The following is an 18,146-nucleotide window of genomic DNA, read 5'->3' as shown; positions in this document are numbered from 1 at the left end:
CCCCCCCCCACCGCCCGCGCGGCCCCGGTACGGGCCCGGCCGGAGGAGGGCCGCACCGCTCGCGTCGGTGGCCTCCTCCAGCCGGGCCCACCGTACGGAATGCGCTCTACGCGCGTAGTCACCCATCGAGACGGTAGCGTCGCCCTCACCCGCACGGCCCGGCGGCCTACCTCGGTCCACCCCGTGGCCCTCCGCCCCGCCGCCGTGCTCCCTACGAGCCACTCCTTAGCCCGAGGAGAGTGCACCATCAACGCGTCCAGCAGTCCTCCCGCAGTCGAACTGACCGGGATCACCAAGCGCTTCCCCGGTGTCGTCGCCAACCACGACATCCACATGTCCGTCCGCAGGGGGACCGTGCACGCCATCGTCGGCGAGAACGGCGCGGGCAAGTCGACCCTGATGAAGATCCTCTACGGCATGCAGAAGCCGGACGAGGGCACCGTGGCCGTCGACGGCCGGGAGGCCGTCTTCTCCGATCCCGGCGACGCCATCGCCCGCGGCATCGGCATGGTCCACCAGCACTTCATGCTGGCCGACAACCTCACCGTCGCCGAGAACACCGTCCTGGGCAGCGAGAAGCTGTACGGGATCGGGGCGAAGGCCCGCGCCCGGATCAAGGAGATCTCCGATGCCTACGGCCTGGGCATCCGCCCCGACGCCCTGGTGGAGGACCTCGGGGTCGCCGACCGGCAGCGCGTGGAGATCCTCAAGGTCCTCTACCGCGGCGCCCGCATCCTCATCCTCGACGAGCCGACCGCCGTGCTCGTGCCGCAGGAGGTGGACGCGCTCTTCGCCAACCTCCGCGAGCTGAAGGCCGAGGGACTGACCGTCATCTTCATCTCGCACAAGCTGGGCGAGGTGCTCTCGGTCGCCGACGACATCACCGTCATCCGGCGCGGCACCACCGTCGCCTCCGTCGCCCCCGGCGACGTCACCGTCAAGCAGCTCGCCGAGCTGATGGTCGGTGCCGAGCTGCCCTCCCCGGAGACCCGCGACTCCACCGTCACCGAGACCCCCATGCTGAGGGTGGACGGCCTGACCCTCACCGGCCACGACCCGGTCGACGGCGCCCGCACCATCCTGGACGACGTCTCCCTCACCATCCACAAGGGCGAGGTGCTGGGCCTGGCCGGTGTGGAGGGCAACGGCCAGACCGAGCTGATCGAGGCGTTGATCGGCATTCGCCCGGCCGACGGCGGCACCATCGTCCTCGGCGAGCAGGACATCACCGGCTGGCCCACCAGACGCCGCCGCGAGGGCGGCGTCGGCTACATCCCCGAGGACCGCCACCGCCACGGGCTGCTGCTGGAGTCCTCCCTGTGGGAGAACCGCATACTCGGGCACGTCACCGAGTCCCCCAACAGCAAGGGGCCCTGGCTGGACATCAAGGCCGCCCGCGCCGACACCGAGCGGATCGTCGCCGAGTACGACGTGCGCACCCCCGGCATCGACGTCACCGCGGCCTCCCTGTCCGGCGGCAACCAGCAGAAGCTGATCGTGGGGCGGGAGATGAGCCACACCCCCCGGCTCCTGATCGCCGCCCACCCCACGCGAGGCGTGGACGTCGGAGCCCAGGCGCAGATCTGGGAACAGATCCGCACCGCGCGCCGCGCCGGCCTGGCCGTTCTGCTGATCTCCGCCGACCTCGACGAGCTGATCGGCCTGTCCGACACCCTGCGCGTGATGTACCGCGGCCGACTGGTCGCCGACGCCGACCCCGCCACGATCACCCCTGAGGCCCTGGGCTCCGCCATGACCGGCGCGGCCTCCGGCCGTCTCGACGACGGGGCGGCGGCCGAACCCGCCGCCAGGACCGCCGACGGGACCGCCGCCGCGGGCCGGGACGGGGGAGAGGACCGATGAAGAAGTTCGACAAGGACCGGATGGTCCTGGCTCTCGGCGGACCGGCGCTGGCCATCGTCGTCGCCGTGCTGCTGACCTCGGTGGTGCTGATCGCCTCCGGCCTCAGCCCCGTCCGGCCGTACGTGCTGATGGCCGAGTACGCGATGCACGCCGACATCCAGGTGCTCATCGTCAACCAGGCCGCCACGTACTACCTGGCGGCGCTCGCGGTGGCCGTCGGCTTCCGCATGAACCTGTTCAACATCGGCGTCGACGGGCAGTACCGGCTCGCCGCGATGGCCGCCGCCCTCGTCGGAGCCTCGGTCACCCTGCCCGGCCCCCTGCACATCGCGCTGATCCTGGTCGCCGCGATGCTGGTGGGCGGCTTCTGGGCCGGTATCGCGGGCATCCTGAAGACCACCCGGGGAGTGAGCGAGGTCGTCTCGACGATCATGCTCAACTCCATCGCCACCAGCATCATCGCCTACCTCGTCCTGCCCGCCCAGTTCGGCGAGCAGCGCGGCAACAACCTCACCACCGGACAGATCCCGGAATCGGGCTGGTTCCCCGGCATCGACATGGGCGCGGCCGGCGAGATCTACGGCTTCACCGCCGTCGCCGCCCTGTGCGGCCTGCTGTACTGGCTGATCCTGAACCGCACCCGGTTCGGCTTCGACCTGCGCGCCACCGGCGCCAGCCCCAGCGCCGCCTCCGCCAGCGGCGTCGACGCCAGGCGCATGGTGCTCACCAGCATGCTGATCTCCGGCGCGGTCGCCGGTCTGGCCGGCATGCCCGTCCTGCTCGGCGACGCCCACACCTACAGCCTGGACTTCCCCGCGGGCGTGGGCTTCACCGGCATCACCATCGCCCTGCTCGGCCGCAACCACCCCCTCGGCATAGCCTTCGGAGCGCTGCTCATCGCCTTCCTCGACAAGGCGTCGCCGACGCTCGACTACAACGGCTACGAGAAGGAGATCGCCACGATCATGCAGGGCCTGATCGTGATGGCGGTCGTCATCAGCTACGAGTCCGTGCGCCGCTACGGCCTGCGCCGCCAGCAGCAGAAGGTCGGCGAGGAACTCGCCGCCGAGGCCGTCGCCGCGGGCGAGGGCGACGGCACTGGTCCGAAGAACCGCAAGGAGGTGTCGGCGTGAGCACCGTCCTCGACAAGCGGCCGGCCGCACAGCAGCCGAAGAAGCCCGCCCGCCGCCGGCTGACCCTGGCCGAGTGGATGCTCGTGATCGCGGGCCTGCTGGTGCTCGTCTCCGCCGTACGGCTGATCACCGGGGCCCACGGCATCACCTCCGTCGGGCAGACCTCGGCCGCCCTGCGACTGGCCGTCCCCATCGGGCTGGCCGGACTGGGCGGCCTGTGGGCCGAGCGGGCCGGTGTGATCAACATCGGTCTGGAGGGCATGCTGATCCTGGGCACCTGGTTCGGAGCCTGGGCCGGCGTCCAGTGGGGCCCGTGGACGGGCGTGGTCATGGGCATCGTCGGCGGCGCGCTGGGCGGCCTGCTGCACGCGATCGCCACCGTCACCTTCGGCGTCAACCACATCGTCTCCGGTGTGGCCATCAACATCCTCGCCGTCGGCGCCACCCGCTACCTGTCAAGCTTCACCTTCGCCGAGATGGAGAGCGGCACCAGCAAGCAGTCCCCGCCCATCGAGTCGATAGGACAGATCACCGTTCCCGGGCTGTCCGACGCGATGGCGACGCTCAACGCCAAGCACTGGTTCGTCGTCTCGGACGTCGCCGGCCTCGTGGGCGGCCTGGTCACCAACCTCTCCCTGCTGACGATCGTGGCCGTCGCCATGATCCCGCTCAGCCGGTGGGTGCTGTGGAACACCGGCTTCGGCCTGCGGCTGCGCTCCTGCGGCGAGAACCCGACCGCGGCCGAGAGTCTGGGCGTCAACGTCTACAGGTACAAGTACATCGCCGTGATGATCTCCGGCGGCTTCGCCGGCATGGGCGGCGCGTTCCTCGCCGAGGTCGCCTCCAACATCTACCTGGAGGGCCAGACCGGCGGACGCGGCTACATCGGCCTCGCCGCGATGATCTTCGGCAACTGGATGCCGGGCGGACTCGCCCTGGGCGCCGGCCTGTTCGGCTACACCGACAGCCTCAACCTGCGCGGCGGCGGCCAGAACGTCCACGCCCTGCTCCTGCTGCTGGCGATCCTGCTGGTCCTGGCCACCGCCTGGTCGGTCTACCGGAAGAGGTACCTGTCCGGCGCGGTCGCGGCGGTCTGCGGTCTGGTGCTGTTCGTCTGGTACTCCTCGGTGGACGAGGTGCCCAGCCAGTTCGTCAGCGCCGCCCCGTACGTCGCCACGCTGCTGGTGCTGGCCATGTCCGCGCAGCGACTGCGGATGCCGAAGGCCAACGGGCACGCCTACCGGAAGGGTGAGGGCAAGTAGGTGAGCGAGTCCCCCGCGACGGGTGCCGGCCGGGCCGACTGGCCGGCGCTGCGGGAGCGGGCCCGGGAGCTGATGTCCCGGGCCTACGCCCCGTACTCCAGGTATCCGGTCGGCGCCGCCGCGCTGGTGGACGACGGCCGGATCGTCGGCGGCTGCAACGTGGAGAACGCCGCCTACGGTGTCGCGCTGTGCGCCGAGTGCGGCCTGGTCTCCGAGCTGGCCGCCACCGGCGGCGGCCGGCTGGTGGCCTTCACCTGCTGCGACGGCCGCGGCGAGATCCTCATGCCGTGCGGCCGCTGCCGCCAGCTGCTGTGGGAGCACGGCGGCCCGAACCTGGCGGTCGACACCGCCACCGGCGTCCGGCCGCTGTCCGACCTTCTCCCCGACGCCTTCGGCCCCGGCCACCTCGCCGGCGCGGACGGCCCCACCAGCCCCTGACCCGCGCCCGGCGCCCCCGACCCCCAAGGAGCATCACCGACCGATGGACGCCATCTCCGTCATCCGCACCAAGCGCGACCGGGGCCGCCTCGGCGACGCCCAGATCGACTGGGTCATCGACGCCTACACCCGCGGCGAGGTCGCCGACGAGCAGATGTCGGCCCTGGCCATGGCCATCCTGCTCAACGGCATGGAACGCGAGGAGATCGCCCGCTGGACCGCCGCGATGATCGACAGCGGTGAACGGATGGACTTCTCCGCCCTGTCCCGGCCCACCGCTGACAAGCACTCCACCGGCGGTGTCGGCGACAAGATCACCCTGCCGCTGGCACCGCTGGTCGCCGCCTGCGGCGCCGCCGTCCCCCAGCTCTCCGGCCGCGGCCTGGGCCACACCGGCGGAACGCTGGACAAGCTGGAGTCGATCCCCGGCTGGCGGGCGCTGCTGAGCAACGACGAGATGATGGACGTACTGCGCTCGGTCGGCGCGGTGGTCTGCGCGGCCGGCGACGGACTGGCCCCGGCCGACAAGAAGCTCTACGCGCTGCGTGATGTCACCGGCACCGTCGAGGCGATCCCGCTGATCGCCTCCTCGATCATGTCCAAGAAGATCGCCGAGGGCACGGGCTCGCTCGTCCTGGACGTCAAGGTCGGCTCCGGCGCGTTCATGAAGAACCTCGACGACGCCCGCGAGCTGGCCTCCACCATGGTCGGACTCGGCACCGACCACGGGGTGCGCACCGTCGCCCTGCTCACCGACATGTCCACCCCGCTCGGCCTGACCGCCGGCAACGCCCTGGAGGTCCGCGAGTCGGTGGAGGTCCTGGCCGGCGGCGGTCCGGCCGACGTCGTCGAGCTGACGCTGGCGCTGGCCCGCGAGATGCTCGCCGCCGCCGGACTGCCGGACGCCGACCCCGCCAGGGCGCTCGCCGACGGCTCGGCCATGGACCACTGGCGCCGCATGATCACCGCCCAGGGCGGCGACCCGGACGCCCCCCTGCCCACCGCCCGCGAGCGGCATACCGTGACAGCCTCCGCCTCCGGCGTCCTGACCAGGCTGGACGCCTACGCCGTCGGCGTCGCCGCCTGGCGCCTGGGCGCGGGCCGCGCGCGCAAGGAGGACCCGGTGCAGGCCGGGGCCGGGGTGGAGCTGCACGCCAAGCCCGGCGACCGCGTGAGTGCCGGAGCCCCGCTGCTGACCCTCCACACCGACACCCCCGAGCGCTTCGAGTACGCGCTCGAAGCCCTCACCGGCGACGCGGTCGGGATCACCGACACGGCCTCGGCCGGGCCCACCCCCCTGATCCTCGACCGCATCGCCTGACAGCCGCCCCTGCGGCCGTAGGCCGCGGGCGGGGCCGCACACGGAGGCGCCCGTACCCCCGGGACGTGGGGTACGGGCGCCTCGTCGCCCGTCCGTCCGGCAGGGGCTCAGGCGCCCAGCTCGTAGAGGACGAACTCCTCCCAGAAACCGCCGATCTCGGCGGAACGGGCGCGCAGCGCCCCGCTGTTCAGAGCGGCCATCTCCATCACCGCGGACCGCTTCCCAGCCGGCCGGGACCGCGACCGCAACGCCCTTCCCTCGGATGCTCCCGCGGCCGCCCCGCCCTGATGATCCACGAGGCAGTGCCAGACTATCGGCGGACGCCACTTTTCATCGGGTTCGTTCCAATCGATTCCCGAATCGGGAAGGAATTCCCTCGATGAGGCCGGTTCCGCAACCTCGGATTAATGTGGAGGAGGGTTTTTGTTCTCCGAGTCCGAGTCCGGGCGCGGGGTGGCACGGGGGGGCGAAAAAATCCGCCGCTTCCGTCGGCACCGCTTCCCGGCGGCCCCGTCTCCTGCTTGACGCGCGATACGGTCGGCTCTCGGCCCCATTGACCCCCTGGGTGTTCCGACCTCGCCCAAGGACACCTGTGACCAGTGCGACGCGAGCGCGGCATGCCGGGGACGCGTGGTCCCGGCCACGTAAAGGCCGTCCGCTGGTTCGCCGGTGTGACGGTCCTGGCCGCCGTCGTGCTCGCTGGTCTGTGTGCCGAACTCACGAGCGCGGGCAGTCGGTAGTTCACGGGCCCGTCGAGCCCCGGCCGTGCGCCGACGAGACCGTCCGCTGTCACCTGTTCTCCACGGGGGTGCGGGCGGTGGTCTGCGCAGCCCCCGATGGAGAAGGCGCGATGGAGAACCCTCACTGCCACCGCAGCGACCCGACCGGCGACGATGCCCCAACAGCCAAGAACTACAGTTGCCGTGGCAGTGGGGGTTCATGGCGGTGAAGCGCCAGGGCCCACACCCACCTCCTGCGTGCAACGGAATGGCCCTCAGGGAAATCTAGAAAGGTCCCGTATAGAGAAGCTCGCCACTTTTGCTGTAGACGCTTACTTGTCCTTCCCCATTCTCGGAATTCCGCCAGTCCGCGAAGGCGTTGGTGATCCGCCGACCGTTCTCTGATGTCGCCAAGGGGCCATCGAGAGTAGTGGCGATAAACGCCCGGTTGCCGCCTTTTTCCCAGTCGCCGAAGACACGTTCGACCGAAGGGCCCAGCTCGTAGATAGTCCCGTCTTCGTTGGCCCTGGATTCGATGAATTCCTGTGCCGACTGCTTCGAAGCACTCTGGTCGGGATCGGAAGGGAGGGCGGTCTGAGTGATGGGTTGGGCGTTTTCGGGATTCGATGACAAGGGGTTGCAGCCCGTCGTCAGTGCGGCGACCAAAAGGCAGCCAATGAACCAGTTTTTGCGCACATGCACCTCCATATGCCAATGCCTTTCCCCGAGGGGAAGAGGGGCGCCCTGGCCGGATGTCTCAGTGGAAGGTCACCGTATCGGCCTTGTTGTTCCAGCTGCCGCCGTAAAAGTAGTCTTCCTTGCCGAAGTCAACGCAGTAGCCCATCGGCACGTACAGCTCGGGGTCCCAGCCGACGCGCCAGTCGCTGACGTGGGTGCCGTTGCCGGTGCCGCTGCGGTTGTTGCACCCCGATCCAGCCTGGTCACGGAAGTTCCAGCTCTCCAGGGCCTTCGTCCCGTCCGCGCTCCACCTGAGCATCCTCCCGCCGAAGGTGGTGTAGTCGAACAGACAGGCGTATCCGGAGTAGCAGTCCGTCGGGGCCATGGCCCCGACGGAGCCGTCCGTGCTGTCGGCCGACTTCGTCGAGGGCGCCGAGGCGTCGCGGAGAGGCTTCGGGTCGAAGCCCTTGGTGTCGAGCGCACCGGGGATCTTCATCCCCCTGTCCTTGGCAGCCGCAGCGTGCCCAAGGCTCTCATCCGCCAAGTCCTTGAGTTCCTCCTCAACGCCGTCGTAGCAGCGGACGTCTCCGATGGCGACCTCCGTGCAGCTCACCGCGTTCCGCGGCCACCCGTCAGCGAGGACGACCTCTTCCCCGTGGTACGTGGCGACGATGGGCTGGGTGTCAACGGGATTATCCGCGCCCGTGATGGGATCCTCCGCCGCGCTACTCGCAGGCGCATTGGCCATCAGCATGGCCGCAGCGACCGAGGCGGCCGTAAAAACTCTTCGCATGGACGCAAGTCCCCTGTTGTCGGTGCGTTGGTTGAATGGTCAGTGGGTTCGAGCCGGAGTCCCGCCCGAACATTTTTCCGGACACTGACACCTGTTCGGGTTTCCTCGTTGAAATCTTTCAGCTCCACCTTTCTATCAGGCGGCCATGCGGGCATTGTCCAGTTGAGGAGTTGCTTCCGGCCTGCGATACCCAGATGGAATAGGGCGTTGACGCAGGCAGGGCGCGTGTTGATGGACGACCTTGCAGAGCGGAGGAGATTCCTGGCGACACGCGGTGGTTCGCCAAGTCCTGATGGCGCGCCAGCCGGCCTCCTTCGGATACGCCCTGGCCGGAGTGCCTCTGTACCTGCTGGTGGATCGGTGGGCACCCGGCGGCCCGACCGTGGCGTTGTACGGAGACCCCGAGGGGGACACCTACCGGGTACCGCACGCGGGGAAGTTCGGGGACAAGGTCTTCCTCCCCGATCCCTTCGGTCTCACCGTCGACACGGGCGCCTTCCCCGCCGGCCGAGCCGGACGGAGAGACGCCCGCGGGACGGGACTCAGCAGCCTCGCGCGACCGCCAGTCGGCGCTGGACCACCGCGCGGCGCGTGGCGTAGAGGGTGACGCCCGCCGCCAGGACCAGGGCGGTCAGGGAGAGGGCGACCGTCGCGCTCCAGCCCGCCGCGTGGTAGGCGATCGCGCCCAGCGTGCCGCCCAGGGAACTGCCGACGTAGTACGCCATCTGGTACAGCGCCGATGCCTGCGCCCGGCCCGTCCTCGCCGTGCGGCCCACCGAGCCGGAGGCGACCGCGTGGCCCGCGAAGAAGCCCGCCGTGACCAGGACCAGGCCCAGCAGTACGGCCGGGAGGGTGTCGCCGAGGGTCAGCAGCAGGCCGGTGGTGGTGGCGCCGATGGCCAGGTAGAGCGCGCCGCGGCGGCCGAGCCGTCCGGTCAGTCGCCCGGCGGCGGCCGAGGAGACGGTGCCGACGAGGTAGATCGCGAAGACCGAGCCGGCCAGGCCCTGGGAGAGGCCGAAGGGCTCGGAGGTCAGCCGGTAGCCGACCACGGTGTAGACCGCGCCGAAGACGGTCATGAACAGCAGGCCGAGCGAGTACAGCCGTACCAGCAGCCCGTCGGACAGGTGGCCGCGCACGGTGTTCAGCATCTCGGCGGGGCGCAGCGAGGCCGGGGTGAAGTTGTGCGCCCGGGGGATCAGCAGCCGGTAGGCGAGGGCGCACAGCAGGGAGAGCGCGCCGACCGCCGCGAGCCCCGCGCGCCAGCCCCAGCCCTCGGCGACCCAGCCGGTGAGGACGCGGCCGGTCATCCCGCCGACGCTGTTGCCCGCCACGAACAGGCCGATCGCCCCGACCAGCGCGGCCGGCCGTACCTCCTCCGCCAGGTACGCCGTCGCCGAGGCCGGAATGCCCGCGATCGCCACGCCCTGCAGGGCGCGCAGCGCGATCAGGACCTCCATGCTGGGCGCGAAGGGCAGCGCGAGCGCGACGACGACCGCGACCGCAAGGGAGCCCGTCATCAGGGTGCGCCGTCCGAAGCGCTCGGAGAGGGCGGACAGCGGCAGCACGGCCACCGCCAGCGCGATGGTGGCGGCCGAGACGGTCCAGCTCGCCTGCCCGGGCGTCACGCCGAAGTCGGCGGTGAGGGCGGGCAGCAGGGGCTGGGTGGAGAACAGCAGGGCGAAGGTCGCCAGGCCCACGGCGAAGAGGGCGAGGCTGATGCGCCGGGGGGAGGACGGGAAACGCTCGGGAGAGGCACCTGTGCGGGCAGGTGCCCCGGTATCGACGGAAGGCATGCCTCGAACGTACGATCAACGATCTGATGCGTCCAATGCACAAGGCGGCAGGTCTTCATGCGCAGACGCATAAGCCGAGATGGGAGGGTGTCGTGTCACCGGTCGGCAACAGAAAAGACATCTCGGTTACATCCGGTACAACCGGTGACGCCCCTCACATCGACCCCGGTTCCTGGGCCGCGGTGCTCACCCCGCGGCTGGCGCAGTTCGTCGCCGTGGCCCGGCACGAGCACGTCACGCGGGCGGCCGGCGAGCTGGGGGTGCCGCAGTCCACGCTCAGCCGGGCGATGGCGCGGCTGGAGGACGACCTGGGGGTGGCGCTCTTCGCGCGGCGGGGACGGACGGTCGCGCTGACGCCGGCCGGGCATACGTTCCTGGCCTCGGTGGAGCGGGCGCTGGGCTCGGTGGAGCAGGCGGCGGAGGCGGTACGGGCGGACGCCGACCCGGCCTCGGGCAAGGTGGCCTTCGGCTTCCTGCACACGCTGGGGTCGGAGACCGTGCCCGGGCTGATCCGCTCCTTCCGCGCCGACCATCCCCGGGTGCGCTTCTCGCTGGTGCAGACGTACGGCGAGGCGATGATCGAGCGGCTGCGCGCCGGGGACCTGGACCTGTGCCTGACCTCCCCGGTGCCGGACGCCCCGGATCTGGTGGCGCGGCGGCTGGACGAGCAGCGGCTGCGGCTGGTGGTGCCCGAGGAGCATCCGCTGGCGCGGCGCAGGCGGGTGCGGCTGGTGGAGGCGGCGCGGGAACCGTTCATCACCCTGGAGCCGGGCTACGGGATGCGGCGGATCTTCGACGCGCTGTGCGCCGAGGCGGGCTTCAGGCCGAGGATCGCGTTCGAGGGGGAGGAGGCCGAGACGCTGCGCGGGCTGGTCGCCGCCGGGCTGGGGGTGGCTCTGCTGCCGCCTCCGGCCGTACCCCGGCCGGGGGTGCGGGAGCTGGCGGTCACCCAGCCGCGGGCGGTGCGGGAGATCGGGGTGGCCTGGGTGGACGGCCGCCCGGACCCCCCGCCGGTGACGGCGTTCCGGGCGTTCCTGCTGAGCCGCCGGGGACGGTTGCTGCCGTAGGCGGCACGGGGGCGGCAGGAGGACGGCAGGCGCGCTCAGTGGCGAAGGGAGAGGCCGAAGCCGGCCGCCAGCGGCATCCGCAGGCCCAGCGGCGGCGGGGCCGCCAGCGCGTCGGCCACCGGGCGGGCGAAGTCCCGGTCGCACAGGGTGCTCAGGGCGAAGCCCTCGGCCAGGGCGAGGACTTCCGAGCGGTGCTGGCGCAGCGCGTGGCCGTCGGTGTGGACCTCGAAGCGGCAGACGTCCGGGTTGATCTTCTTGGCCCGCGCGGCCAGCCGGTAGGACAGGTCCGGGCCGGTGTGCTCGTCGTCCGTGCCGTGCACGATCAGCACCCGCCGGCCGGCGAGCTGCCGCACCGGCTCCTCCCCGCCGTCCTCGCGGTCCCCCGGCAGCCAGGGGGCCAGGGCCAGGACGGAGACCACCGCCGGGTGGCCCGCGGCACGCAGCGCCGCACGGGCGCCGATGTCCCGGCCCACCAGGCACACGGGGACGTCCCCGTAGCGGCGTGCGATCTCCTCCAGCGCCCACTCGGTGTCCCGCACGGGGTGGGCGTCCGCGCCGTTCCAGCCGCGATGGCGGTAGTGGAGGACGTGCGTGGCCACCTCGTGCCCCGCTCCCGCCCGCGCCAGCCGCCGCGCCAGCGGCAGCATCGCGGCCGCTGCCCGGCGGGAGCGGCCGCGCGTGCCCGCGGCCGTCCCTCCCGGGAGCAGCAAGGCCACGCCCTGTACCGCGTGGTCGTCTCCGAACGCCCGCCCCAGCCGCGCATCCCGCCGCGGCAACGCCTGCCGAGTCACGGCAAGAACGATGGCAGAAGCGGGGGTGTACGGGCGGTGCCGGGCGGTCACCATTGGGTATCGAAAGACCCGGGGGTGCGCGCGGGCGGTGTGCGGGCGGGTGCGAGAACCGCCCAAGGGTGATATCTACGCGCGTAGGCGCTAGAGTGCGGCAATGACGAGCGAGACTGTCACCACCACCCCCACCCCGGACCAGATCCGCCGCGCCCCCAAGGTGCTGCTCCACGACCACCTCGACGGCGGCCTGCGTCCGGCCACCGTCGCCGAACTCGCCCGCGAGTGCGGATACGGCGGCCTGCCCGAGACCGACCCCGAGGCGCTGGGTACCTGGTTCCGCGAGGCGGCCGACTCCGGTTCGCTGGAGCGCTACCTGGAGACCTTCGCCCACACCTGCGCGGTGATGCAGACGCGCGAGGCGCTGGTGAGGGTCGCGGCCGAGTGCGCCGAGGATCTGGCCGCCGACGGCGTGGTCTACGCCGAGGTGCGCTACGCCCCCGAGCAGCACCTGGAGGCGGGGCTGAAGCTGGGGGAGGTCGTCGAGGCCGTCAACGAGGGCTTCCGCGAGGGCGAGCGCCGGGCCCGCGAGGCCGGGTACCGCATCCGCGTGGGCGTCCTGCTCACCGCCATGCGGCACGCCGCCCGCTCGCTGGAGATCGCCGAACTGGCCAACCAGTACAGGGACGCGGGCGTCGTCGGCTTCGACATCGCGGGCGCCGAGGCGGGTCACCCGCCCACCCGCCACCTGGACGCCTTCGAGTACCTCAAGCGCGAGAACAACCACTTCACCATCCACGCCGGCGAGGCGTTCGGGCTGCCGTCCATCTGGCAGGCGCTCCAGTGGTGCGGCGCCGACCGGCTCGGCCACGGGGTGCGGATCATCGATGACATCCACGTCGCCGACAACGGGACGGTGAGGCTGGGCCGGCTGGCGGCGTACGTGCGCGACAAGCGGGTCCCGCTGGAGCTGTGCCCCACCTCCAACATCCAGACCGGGGCGGCCTCCTCCTACGCCGGGCACCCCATCGGGCTGCTGCGGCGGCTGCGTTTCCGCGCCACCGTCAACACCGACAACCGGCTGATGAGCGGTACCAGTATGAGCCGCGAATTCGGGCACCTGGCGGAGACGTTCGGCTACACGCTGGACGACATGCAGTGGTTCACCGTCAACGCGATGAAGTCCGCGTTCATCCCTTTCGATGAACGTCTGGCCATGATCAATGACGTGATCAAGCCCGGATACGCCGAGCTGAAGGCCGAGTGGCTGTTCCGGGAGGCCGCCACCAAGGGCCTGTGACCAGGCGCTTCCCCCGGCCGGAGGCAGCCGGGGGAGGCGGCGGGCCGCGGCCGGGCGTGGCGGCGGGAGCGCGCGCCCGGCCGTTTTCGGGTGTTTGCGGCCGACGTGGCGCCCTGGCTACCTTCGCGAGGCCGCTCAAGCCATCCACACGAGGACGTACCAGCTGATGAAGCAGCGAACGATGAAGACGATCGGTGTCGCCGTGCTCGGCGCCGCCTTCGCCGCCACCGGCGCCGGGACCGCCTCCGCGGCGGACACCCTGGGGCTCGGCAAGACCGCCGGAGGCGCGCTGAAGAGCCTGCCCGCGCAGGAGGTCGCCAGGACGCTGCCCGCTTCCGACGCGGCCCAGCAGGCCCGTACGCTGCCCGCCCGCGCCGAGGGCAGGGCGGGGAAGCAGGCCGCCGCCAGGAAGCAGGACCCGGTGCGGGAACTGCTCGGCGGCCTGCCGCTCGGCATGCCCGAGAAGCCGACGATGCTCAACCTGCCGACCGGCGAACTCACCGGCGCCCTGCAGACCGGCGAGCTGCTGGGCTGACGCAGCCTTCTCCTCCTCCCCTTCCGGCGTCTCCCCCTCCCTCCACTCCACCCACGGGAGGCGCCACGGGCCGCGCTCCGGGCCTTCCCCGGGGCGCGGCCCTTCCCCTGTGTACGAGATGTGCGCCGGTGGGCGTGTCATCACCTCGCGCGCTGTGCCCTGCGCTCGTCCGGCAGCAGGATCCACAGGGCGACGTAGAGCAGGAACTGCGGTCCCGGCAGCAGGCAGGAGACCAGGAAGATCGCGCGCACCGTGTTCGGCGCGATGCCGAAGCGGCGGGCCAGACCGGCGCACACACCGGCGATCATCCGGTCGTCACCGGGTCGGACGATTGCGGCCATGGCGGGACTCCTTCGCTCTTGACGGAACGCCGTCGTTCGGCGGGGACAGATCCACCGTAGGTGAGCGACAGGGGTGAAAGCCCCCTCTAGGGGGCGATTCCGACCCTGGGAGTCCTCGGGGGCACACCCTGATCCCCCATTCCGGGGGACCCGGACCGCCGGGCGCCGGAGTCTTCCCGCCGCGCCGCCGCGCGCAGCCGGGCGCGCAGCGCCGGGTAACACAGCAGATGGACCAGGGCCACTCCCGTGGTGTTGAGCAGCAGCGCGTCCACGTCCGCCACCTGGCCCGGGACCGAGGGCTGCACCAGCTCGATGCCGAGCGAGATCATCGACGCGGTGGAGACCGTACGCGCCCACGAACCCAGCCGTGATGTCACCCGGCCCGACACCATCGGCAGCAGCACCCCCAGCGGGGCCAGCAGGGCCAGCCCGCCGCCGATGCCCTCCAGCACCGCCCGGGGGCCGTCCACGAGATCGGCGTGGATCGAGGCGAAGGGCCGCAGGTTCGCGGGGGAGACCCAGGGAACGGACAGGGGGCGCAGCGTCAGCCAGCCGACGAACAGCAGGTGGCAGCCGAGGAGGACGAGCCCCGCTGCGCGGATGCGGTGGGCGGCGAAGCCGCCGGGGTGATGACGCTGCACGGCGACACAGACGCGCGCGGCGCGTGCGGCGGTTCCGCCTTCCCGGGCACACCGGTGCGCGGCACGCGCACCGGGCGCGGAGGCACGGGGCGCGGGTGCCCCGCGCCTACCGGAGCGGAGTGCCCGCGGTCTTCGCCGCCTCCGGGCTGCCGCGCAGCGCTTCGGTGCAGGAGTAGCGCAGCGGGGGCTTCCCGCCGTCCCGCGCCGGGCCGCCGAGAACCACCGAGCCGTCCTGGCCGGCGGCGGCCGTGCCCGCGAGCGTGCAGACGATCTGGGCCAGCGCGAAGGACGGCAGCCCAGTCGGGTCCCGGCTCAGCCGCAGCGTCCCCCCGGGGTCGCCGTCCCCGGGCCCGGCGACCTCCAGATCCCCGGGGACGGAGCTGCTGAAGCCCGCCTCCCGTTCGGCTCGGGAGGGATTCCCGCGCAGCTCATCCAGCAGTCCGCGGGCCGTCTCCAGCCGGGTGTCCCGGCCGGGCTCCGGGCCGTCCGGCGACACGCCGCGCCCCACCGGCGAGACGCCGCCGCCGCAGACGAGGAAGACCTCCGCCCGGACGTTCCCGCCGACGGGGGGCAGCTCCTCCTCCCCGGCGGGCGCCGCGCACGAGGCGCGCTCCGGCGCCGGGCCGGCGTCCACCGGCACGGGCGTGGAACGTATGCCGCACCCGCCGAGCGCGAGCGCGGCCAGGGCCGCGGCGGTCGCGCGCAGGCCGGGGGCCGTACGGCGTGTGGTGCTCATCGTCCGTCCTCCCGGTGCGTCCCGCCGGCCTCCGCGCCCTGGGCGGTGTCCGCTTCCGGACCGGTGTCCGGGTCCCGGTCCGCGTCCCGGTCCCGGTCCTGGTCCGGCGCGAGACGGCTGGCGTCGCGCGGCAGCCGCAGGGTGAAGACCGCGCCGCCCTCGGGCGCGTTCCCGGCGGTGATGGAACCGCCGTGGATGTGGGCGTTCTCCATGGCGATCGACAGCCCGAGCCCGCTGCCCTCGGAGCGGGGCCGGGAGGCGCTGGCCTTGTAGAAGCGGTCGAAGACGTGCGGCAGCACTTCCTCGGGGATGCCGGGGCCGCGGTCGGCGACCCGTACGACCAGCTCTTCCTCGCCCGGCCCCGTACCCGGCCCCGCGTCCTCCGCCGGGGCTTCCCGGGTGCGCACCGACACCCGCACCGGGGAGCCGCCGTGCTTGAGCGCGTTGCCGATCAGGTTGGCCAGGATCACGTCCAGACGGCGCGGGTCGAGCCGCGCGGTGATGCCGCGGTCGGCGTCCAGCTCGACCGCGTCCAGCCAGGCCCGGGCGTCGATGCAGGCGGTCACCTGGTCCGCGACGTCGACGTCGTCGAGCACCAGGCGGGCCGTACCCGCGTCGAAACGGGTGACCTCCATCAGGTTCTCCACCAGGTCGTTCAGCCGACGGGTCTCGCTGACGACCAGGGTGACCGCGGGGGCGATCATCGGGTCGAGCGAGTCGATCTCCTCCTCCAGGACCTCGGTGACGGCGGTGATCGCGGTCAGCGGGGTGCGCAGCTCGTGCGACATGTCCGCCACGAAGCGGCGGCTGGACTCCTCGCGGGCGCTCAGTTCGGCCACCCGCTGCTCCAGTGCCTCGGCGGTGCGGTTGAACGTCCTCGACAGCTCGGCCAGCTCGTCCTTCCCCGACACCCTCAGCCGGGTCTCCAGCCGCCCCTCGCCCAGCCTCCGCGCGGCCTCGCCCAGCCGCTGCACGGGCCGCAGCACCGTGGTGGCGGCGGCCTGCGCCAGCAGGGCGGAGCCGACCAGGGCCAGTGCGGTGGCGATCCCCAGCGACCAGGCCAGGGAGTTGAGGTCGTCACGCTCGGGGACGAGCGACTTGAACATGTAGCCTGTCGGCCCGCCGCCGATCACGGTCGCACCGCCCACCAGATACGGCTCGCCGCCCACCGTGACCCGCTGCCAGTACAGGTGGTAGGGGGCCTTGTTGACGGCGTCGAGCGGGCGCTTCTCGGCGACCGCCGAGCGCAGCGCACGGGGCACGTCCGCCAGGGTGAACTCCGGGTCGGAGGCCGCCTCGCAGTGCGAACCGTCGGCCTGCTCCCCGGTCAGCACCACTTCGTACCGCTGGGTGGTGCCGGCCATGGAGCGGGCCGTGTCCCGCAGTGCGGCGCAGGCCGGCTGGCGGGGCATGGCGCCGGCGCTGTCGCCCAGCGACTCGCGGAAGTCGTTGAGCGCGGCGTTCTGCGCCCGGGTCAGGACGGCGTCGCGGTTGATCCAGTAGGCGATGCCGGAGACCGCCACCGCGGCGGTCAGGGCGACCAGCGCGAAGACCACCACCAGCCGCAGCCGCAGGCTCGTCAGCCGCAGCGACCCGGCGATCCTGCCCGGGGAGCCGCTCACGGAGCCTCCCGGCGGTTCCGGCCGTGCCGGGGCGCCGACAGGGGCGCGGGTATCGCGACCGGGTGTCCGCCCGCCTCGTGCGCTCCGCTCATGCCGGGGGGTCCAGCCGGTAGCCGACGCCGCGCACGGTGCGGATCAGCGTCGGCGAGGAGGGGACGTCCTCGACCTTGGCGCGCAGCCGCTGGACGCACGCGTCGACCAGCCGGGAGTCGCCGAGATAGTCGTGCTCCCACACCAGCCGCAGCAACTGCTGCCGCGACAGCGCCTGCCCGGGGCGGCGGCTCAGCTCCAGCAGCAGCCGCAGCTCGGTCGGGGTGAGCTGGAGGTCCCTGCCGTTCTTCGTCACCGTCATCGCCGAGCGGTCGATGACCAGCGCGCCGAAGGTAGCCGAGTCGTTCGCCTCCCGCTCACCGCGCCGCATCACCGCGCGGATGCGGGCGTCCAGCACCCGTCCCTGCACCGGCTTGACCACGTAGTCGTCCGCACCGGACTCCAGGCCGACCACGACGTCGATGTCGTCGCTGCGCGCGGTCAGCAGGATGATCGGCAGCTGGTCCGTGCGCCGGATGCGGCGGCACACCTCGAAACCGTCGATGCCGGGGAGCATGACGTCCAGCACGATCAGATCGGGCCTCTGTTCGCGCAGCAGTTTGAGGCCGTCCTCGCCCGAGGCAGCGGTCACCACGCGGTGGCCCTGCCGGGTCAGCCCCATCTCCAGGGCGGTACGGACGGCCTCGTCGTCCTCGATCAGCAACAGGAAAGGCACGCGCGTCATTCTGGCTCATCCGGCGCCCTTACTTCGACCGGCCGGTGAACGGAGCGCGAGCACGGACGGGTCACGGCCCGCCCGGCCTCTGTGACACCTCTGTGACAGACGGGGGACCCGGTGATGAAACTGCCCCGGCAGTGTATTCGGAGTACGCGGCGTACACGGCACGGACCCGAGCACGCGGGCCGGTTCCACAAAGGGGGGCGCGGGATGAACACACTGCACCGCAACGTCACCAGCGCGGTTGTCCACACGCGTCTGCACGCTCCTGTGGTTCCCGCGCAGGCCGGGGGGAAGTCCAAGGCCGCGGGCGCCGCGGGGTGTGACCGGGGCGCCGGCCGCCGGCGGCC

At 72.2% G+C, this 18,146-nt stretch carries 17 protein-coding genes and 1 pseudogene; 9 read left to right on the top strand and 9 right to left on the bottom strand.

Annotated elements, in window-relative coordinates:
* Positions 1–333 precede the first annotated feature (333 nt).
* From LJ221_RS09975 to LJ221_RS09955, 5 genes are all read left to right on the top strand, one after another.
* Positions 334–1,863 (top strand): ABC transporter ATP-binding protein, encoded by a 1,530-nt coding sequence (locus LJ221_RS09975; RefSeq protein ID WP_241715494.1) that lies wholly within the window; start codon positions 334–336, stop codon positions 1,861–1,863.
* Entirely contained in the window at positions 1,860–2,996 is a 1,137-nt protein-coding gene (locus LJ221_RS09970) for an ABC transporter permease (RefSeq protein ID WP_241715484.1), read from the top strand. Before LJ221_RS09975 ends, LJ221_RS09970 begins: the two co-directional genes overlap by 4 nt.
* Positions 2,993–4,258, top strand: a complete 1,266-nt coding sequence (locus tag LJ221_RS09965; RefSeq protein WP_241715483.1) for an ABC transporter permease — start codon at positions 2,993–2,995, stop codon at positions 4,256–4,258. Before LJ221_RS09970 ends, LJ221_RS09965 begins: the two co-directional genes overlap by 4 nt.
* Positions 4,259–4,330: 72 nt before the next feature.
* Positions 4,331–4,696 carry a cytidine deaminase gene (locus LJ221_RS09960; RefSeq protein ID WP_241715493.1) on the top strand — a complete coding sequence of 122 codons (366 nt, stop codon included), beginning with the start codon at positions 4,331–4,333 and terminating at the stop codon, positions 4,694–4,696.
* 43 nt (positions 4,697–4,739) lie between these two features.
* A complete protein-coding gene (locus tag LJ221_RS09955) occupies positions 4,740–6,017 on the top strand; it encodes a thymidine phosphorylase (protein WP_241715482.1) in 1,278 nt (425 codons plus the stop codon).
* A gap of 1,004 nt (positions 6,018–7,021) precedes the next feature.
* Here LJ221_RS09955 and LJ221_RS09950 read toward each other — a convergent pair.
* Both LJ221_RS09950 and LJ221_RS23690 read right to left on the bottom strand, forming a co-directional pair.
* On the bottom strand, positions 7,022–7,432 hold the full coding sequence (locus LJ221_RS09950; RefSeq protein WP_241715481.1) for a hypothetical protein: 411 nt from the start codon (positions 7,430–7,432) through the stop codon (positions 7,022–7,024).
* A 61-nt stretch (positions 7,433–7,493) separates the two neighbouring features.
* Positions 7,494–8,027 carry a peptidase inhibitor family I36 protein gene (locus tag LJ221_RS23690; RefSeq protein WP_241715480.1) on the bottom strand — a complete coding sequence of 178 codons (534 nt, stop codon included), beginning with the start codon at positions 8,025–8,027 and terminating at the stop codon, positions 7,494–7,496.
* 499 nt (positions 8,028–8,526) lie between these two features.
* Here LJ221_RS23690 and LJ221_RS09940 point away from each other — a divergent pair.
* Positions 8,527–8,709: pseudogene (locus LJ221_RS09940) on the top strand (Uma2 family endonuclease); the annotation flags it as partial.
* A gap of 40 nt (positions 8,710–8,749) precedes the next feature.
* Here LJ221_RS09940 and LJ221_RS09935 read toward each other — a convergent pair.
* Positions 8,750–10,000 (bottom strand): MFS transporter, encoded by a 1,251-nt coding sequence (locus LJ221_RS09935; RefSeq protein WP_241715479.1) that lies wholly within the window; start codon positions 9,998–10,000, stop codon positions 8,750–8,752.
* Between the two features lie 35 nt (positions 10,001–10,035).
* Here LJ221_RS09935 and LJ221_RS09930 point away from each other — a divergent pair, with 35 nt between their 5' ends.
* Positions 10,036–11,067 (top strand): LysR family transcriptional regulator, encoded by a 1,032-nt coding sequence (locus LJ221_RS09930; protein WP_241715478.1) that lies wholly within the window; start codon positions 10,036–10,038, stop codon positions 11,065–11,067.
* 35 nt (positions 11,068–11,102) lie between these two features.
* Here LJ221_RS09930 and LJ221_RS09925 read toward each other — a convergent pair whose 3' ends face one another.
* Positions 11,103–11,858 carry an alpha/beta hydrolase gene (locus LJ221_RS09925; protein WP_241715477.1) on the bottom strand — a complete coding sequence of 252 codons (756 nt, stop codon included), beginning with the start codon at positions 11,856–11,858 and terminating at the stop codon, positions 11,103–11,105.
* A 154-nt stretch (positions 11,859–12,012) separates the two neighbouring features.
* Between LJ221_RS09925 and LJ221_RS09920 the strand changes: the two genes are divergently transcribed.
* Positions 12,013–13,152, top strand: a complete 1,140-nt coding sequence (locus tag LJ221_RS09920; protein WP_241715475.1) for an adenosine deaminase — start codon at positions 12,013–12,015, stop codon at positions 13,150–13,152.
* A 166-nt stretch (positions 13,153–13,318) separates the two neighbouring features.
* Complete coding sequence (locus tag LJ221_RS09915; protein ID WP_241715473.1) at positions 13,319–13,687, top strand: ATP-binding protein; 369 nt, start codon at positions 13,319–13,321, stop codon at positions 13,685–13,687.
* Between the two features lie 140 nt (positions 13,688–13,827).
* Here the strand turns inward: LJ221_RS09915 and LJ221_RS09910 are convergent, their stop codons facing one another.
* From LJ221_RS09910 to afsQ1, 5 genes are all read right to left on the bottom strand, one after another.
* Entirely contained in the window at positions 13,828–14,028 is a 201-nt protein-coding gene (locus LJ221_RS09910) for a PspC domain-containing protein (RefSeq protein ID WP_241715471.1), read from the bottom strand.
* A gap of 86 nt (positions 14,029–14,114) precedes the next feature.
* Complete coding sequence (locus LJ221_RS09905) at positions 14,115–14,669, bottom strand: VanZ family protein (RefSeq protein WP_241715469.1); 555 nt, start codon at positions 14,667–14,669, stop codon at positions 14,115–14,117.
* Between the two features lie 106 nt (positions 14,670–14,775).
* Positions 14,776–15,405 (bottom strand): hypothetical protein, encoded by a 630-nt coding sequence (locus LJ221_RS09900; protein ID WP_241715468.1) that lies wholly within the window; start codon positions 15,403–15,405, stop codon positions 14,776–14,778.
* Positions 15,402–17,027 carry a HAMP domain-containing sensor histidine kinase gene (locus tag LJ221_RS09895; protein ID WP_241715467.1) on the bottom strand — a complete coding sequence of 542 codons (1,626 nt, stop codon included), beginning with the start codon at positions 17,025–17,027 and terminating at the stop codon, positions 15,402–15,404. Before LJ221_RS09895 ends, LJ221_RS09900 begins: the two co-directional genes overlap by 4 nt.
* 88 nt (positions 17,028–17,115) lie before the next feature.
* Positions 17,116–17,793, bottom strand: coding sequence for a two-component system response regulator AfsQ1 (gene afsQ1, locus LJ221_RS09890; RefSeq protein WP_173915081.1), 678 nt, complete (start codon positions 17,791–17,793; stop codon positions 17,116–17,118).
* Positions 17,794–18,146 lie beyond the last annotated feature (353 nt).

Origin of the sequence: Streptomyces sp. CNQ085 (genome assembly GCF_022614595.1) — a bacterium.
GTDB lineage: Bacteria > Actinomycetota > Actinomycetes > Streptomycetales > Streptomycetaceae > Streptomyces.
The sequence above is the reverse complement of the archived record's forward strand: the minus strand, read 5'-3'. Positions and strand labels throughout refer to the sequence as shown.

Coding starts and splice junctions, on each gene's coding strand:
- LJ221_RS09970 (WP_241715484.1), top strand. CDS start 1,860: ATGAAGAAGTTCGACAAGGACCGGATGGTCCTGGCTCTCGGCGGACCG.
- LJ221_RS09955 (WP_241715482.1), top strand. CDS start 4,740: ATGGACGCCATCTCCGTCATCCGCACCAAGCGCGACCGGGGCCGCCTC.
- LJ221_RS09915 (WP_241715473.1), top strand. CDS start 13,319: ATGAAGCAGCGAACGATGAAGACGATCGGTGTCGCCGTGCTCGGCGCC.
- LJ221_RS09920 (WP_241715475.1), top strand. CDS start 12,013: ATGACGAGCGAGACTGTCACCACCACCCCCACCCCGGACCAGATCCGC.
- LJ221_RS09975 (WP_241715494.1), top strand. CDS start 334: ATGTCCGTCCGCAGGGGGACCGTGCACGCCATCGTCGGCGAGAACGGC.
- LJ221_RS09910 (WP_241715471.1), bottom strand. CDS start 14,028: ATGGCCGCAATCGTCCGACCCGGTGACGACCGGATGATCGCCGGTGTG.
- LJ221_RS09900 (WP_241715468.1), bottom strand. CDS start 15,405: ATGAGCACCACACGCCGTACGGCCCCCGGCCTGCGCGCGACCGCCGCG.
- LJ221_RS09960 (WP_241715493.1), top strand. CDS start 4,331: ATGTCCCGGGCCTACGCCCCGTACTCCAGGTATCCGGTCGGCGCCGCC.
- LJ221_RS09935 (WP_241715479.1), bottom strand. CDS start 10,000: ATGCCTTCCGTCGATACCGGGGCACCTGCCCGCACAGGTGCCTCTCCC.
- LJ221_RS09930 (WP_241715478.1), top strand. CDS start 10,036: ATGCACAAGGCGGCAGGTCTTCATGCGCAGACGCATAAGCCGAGATGG.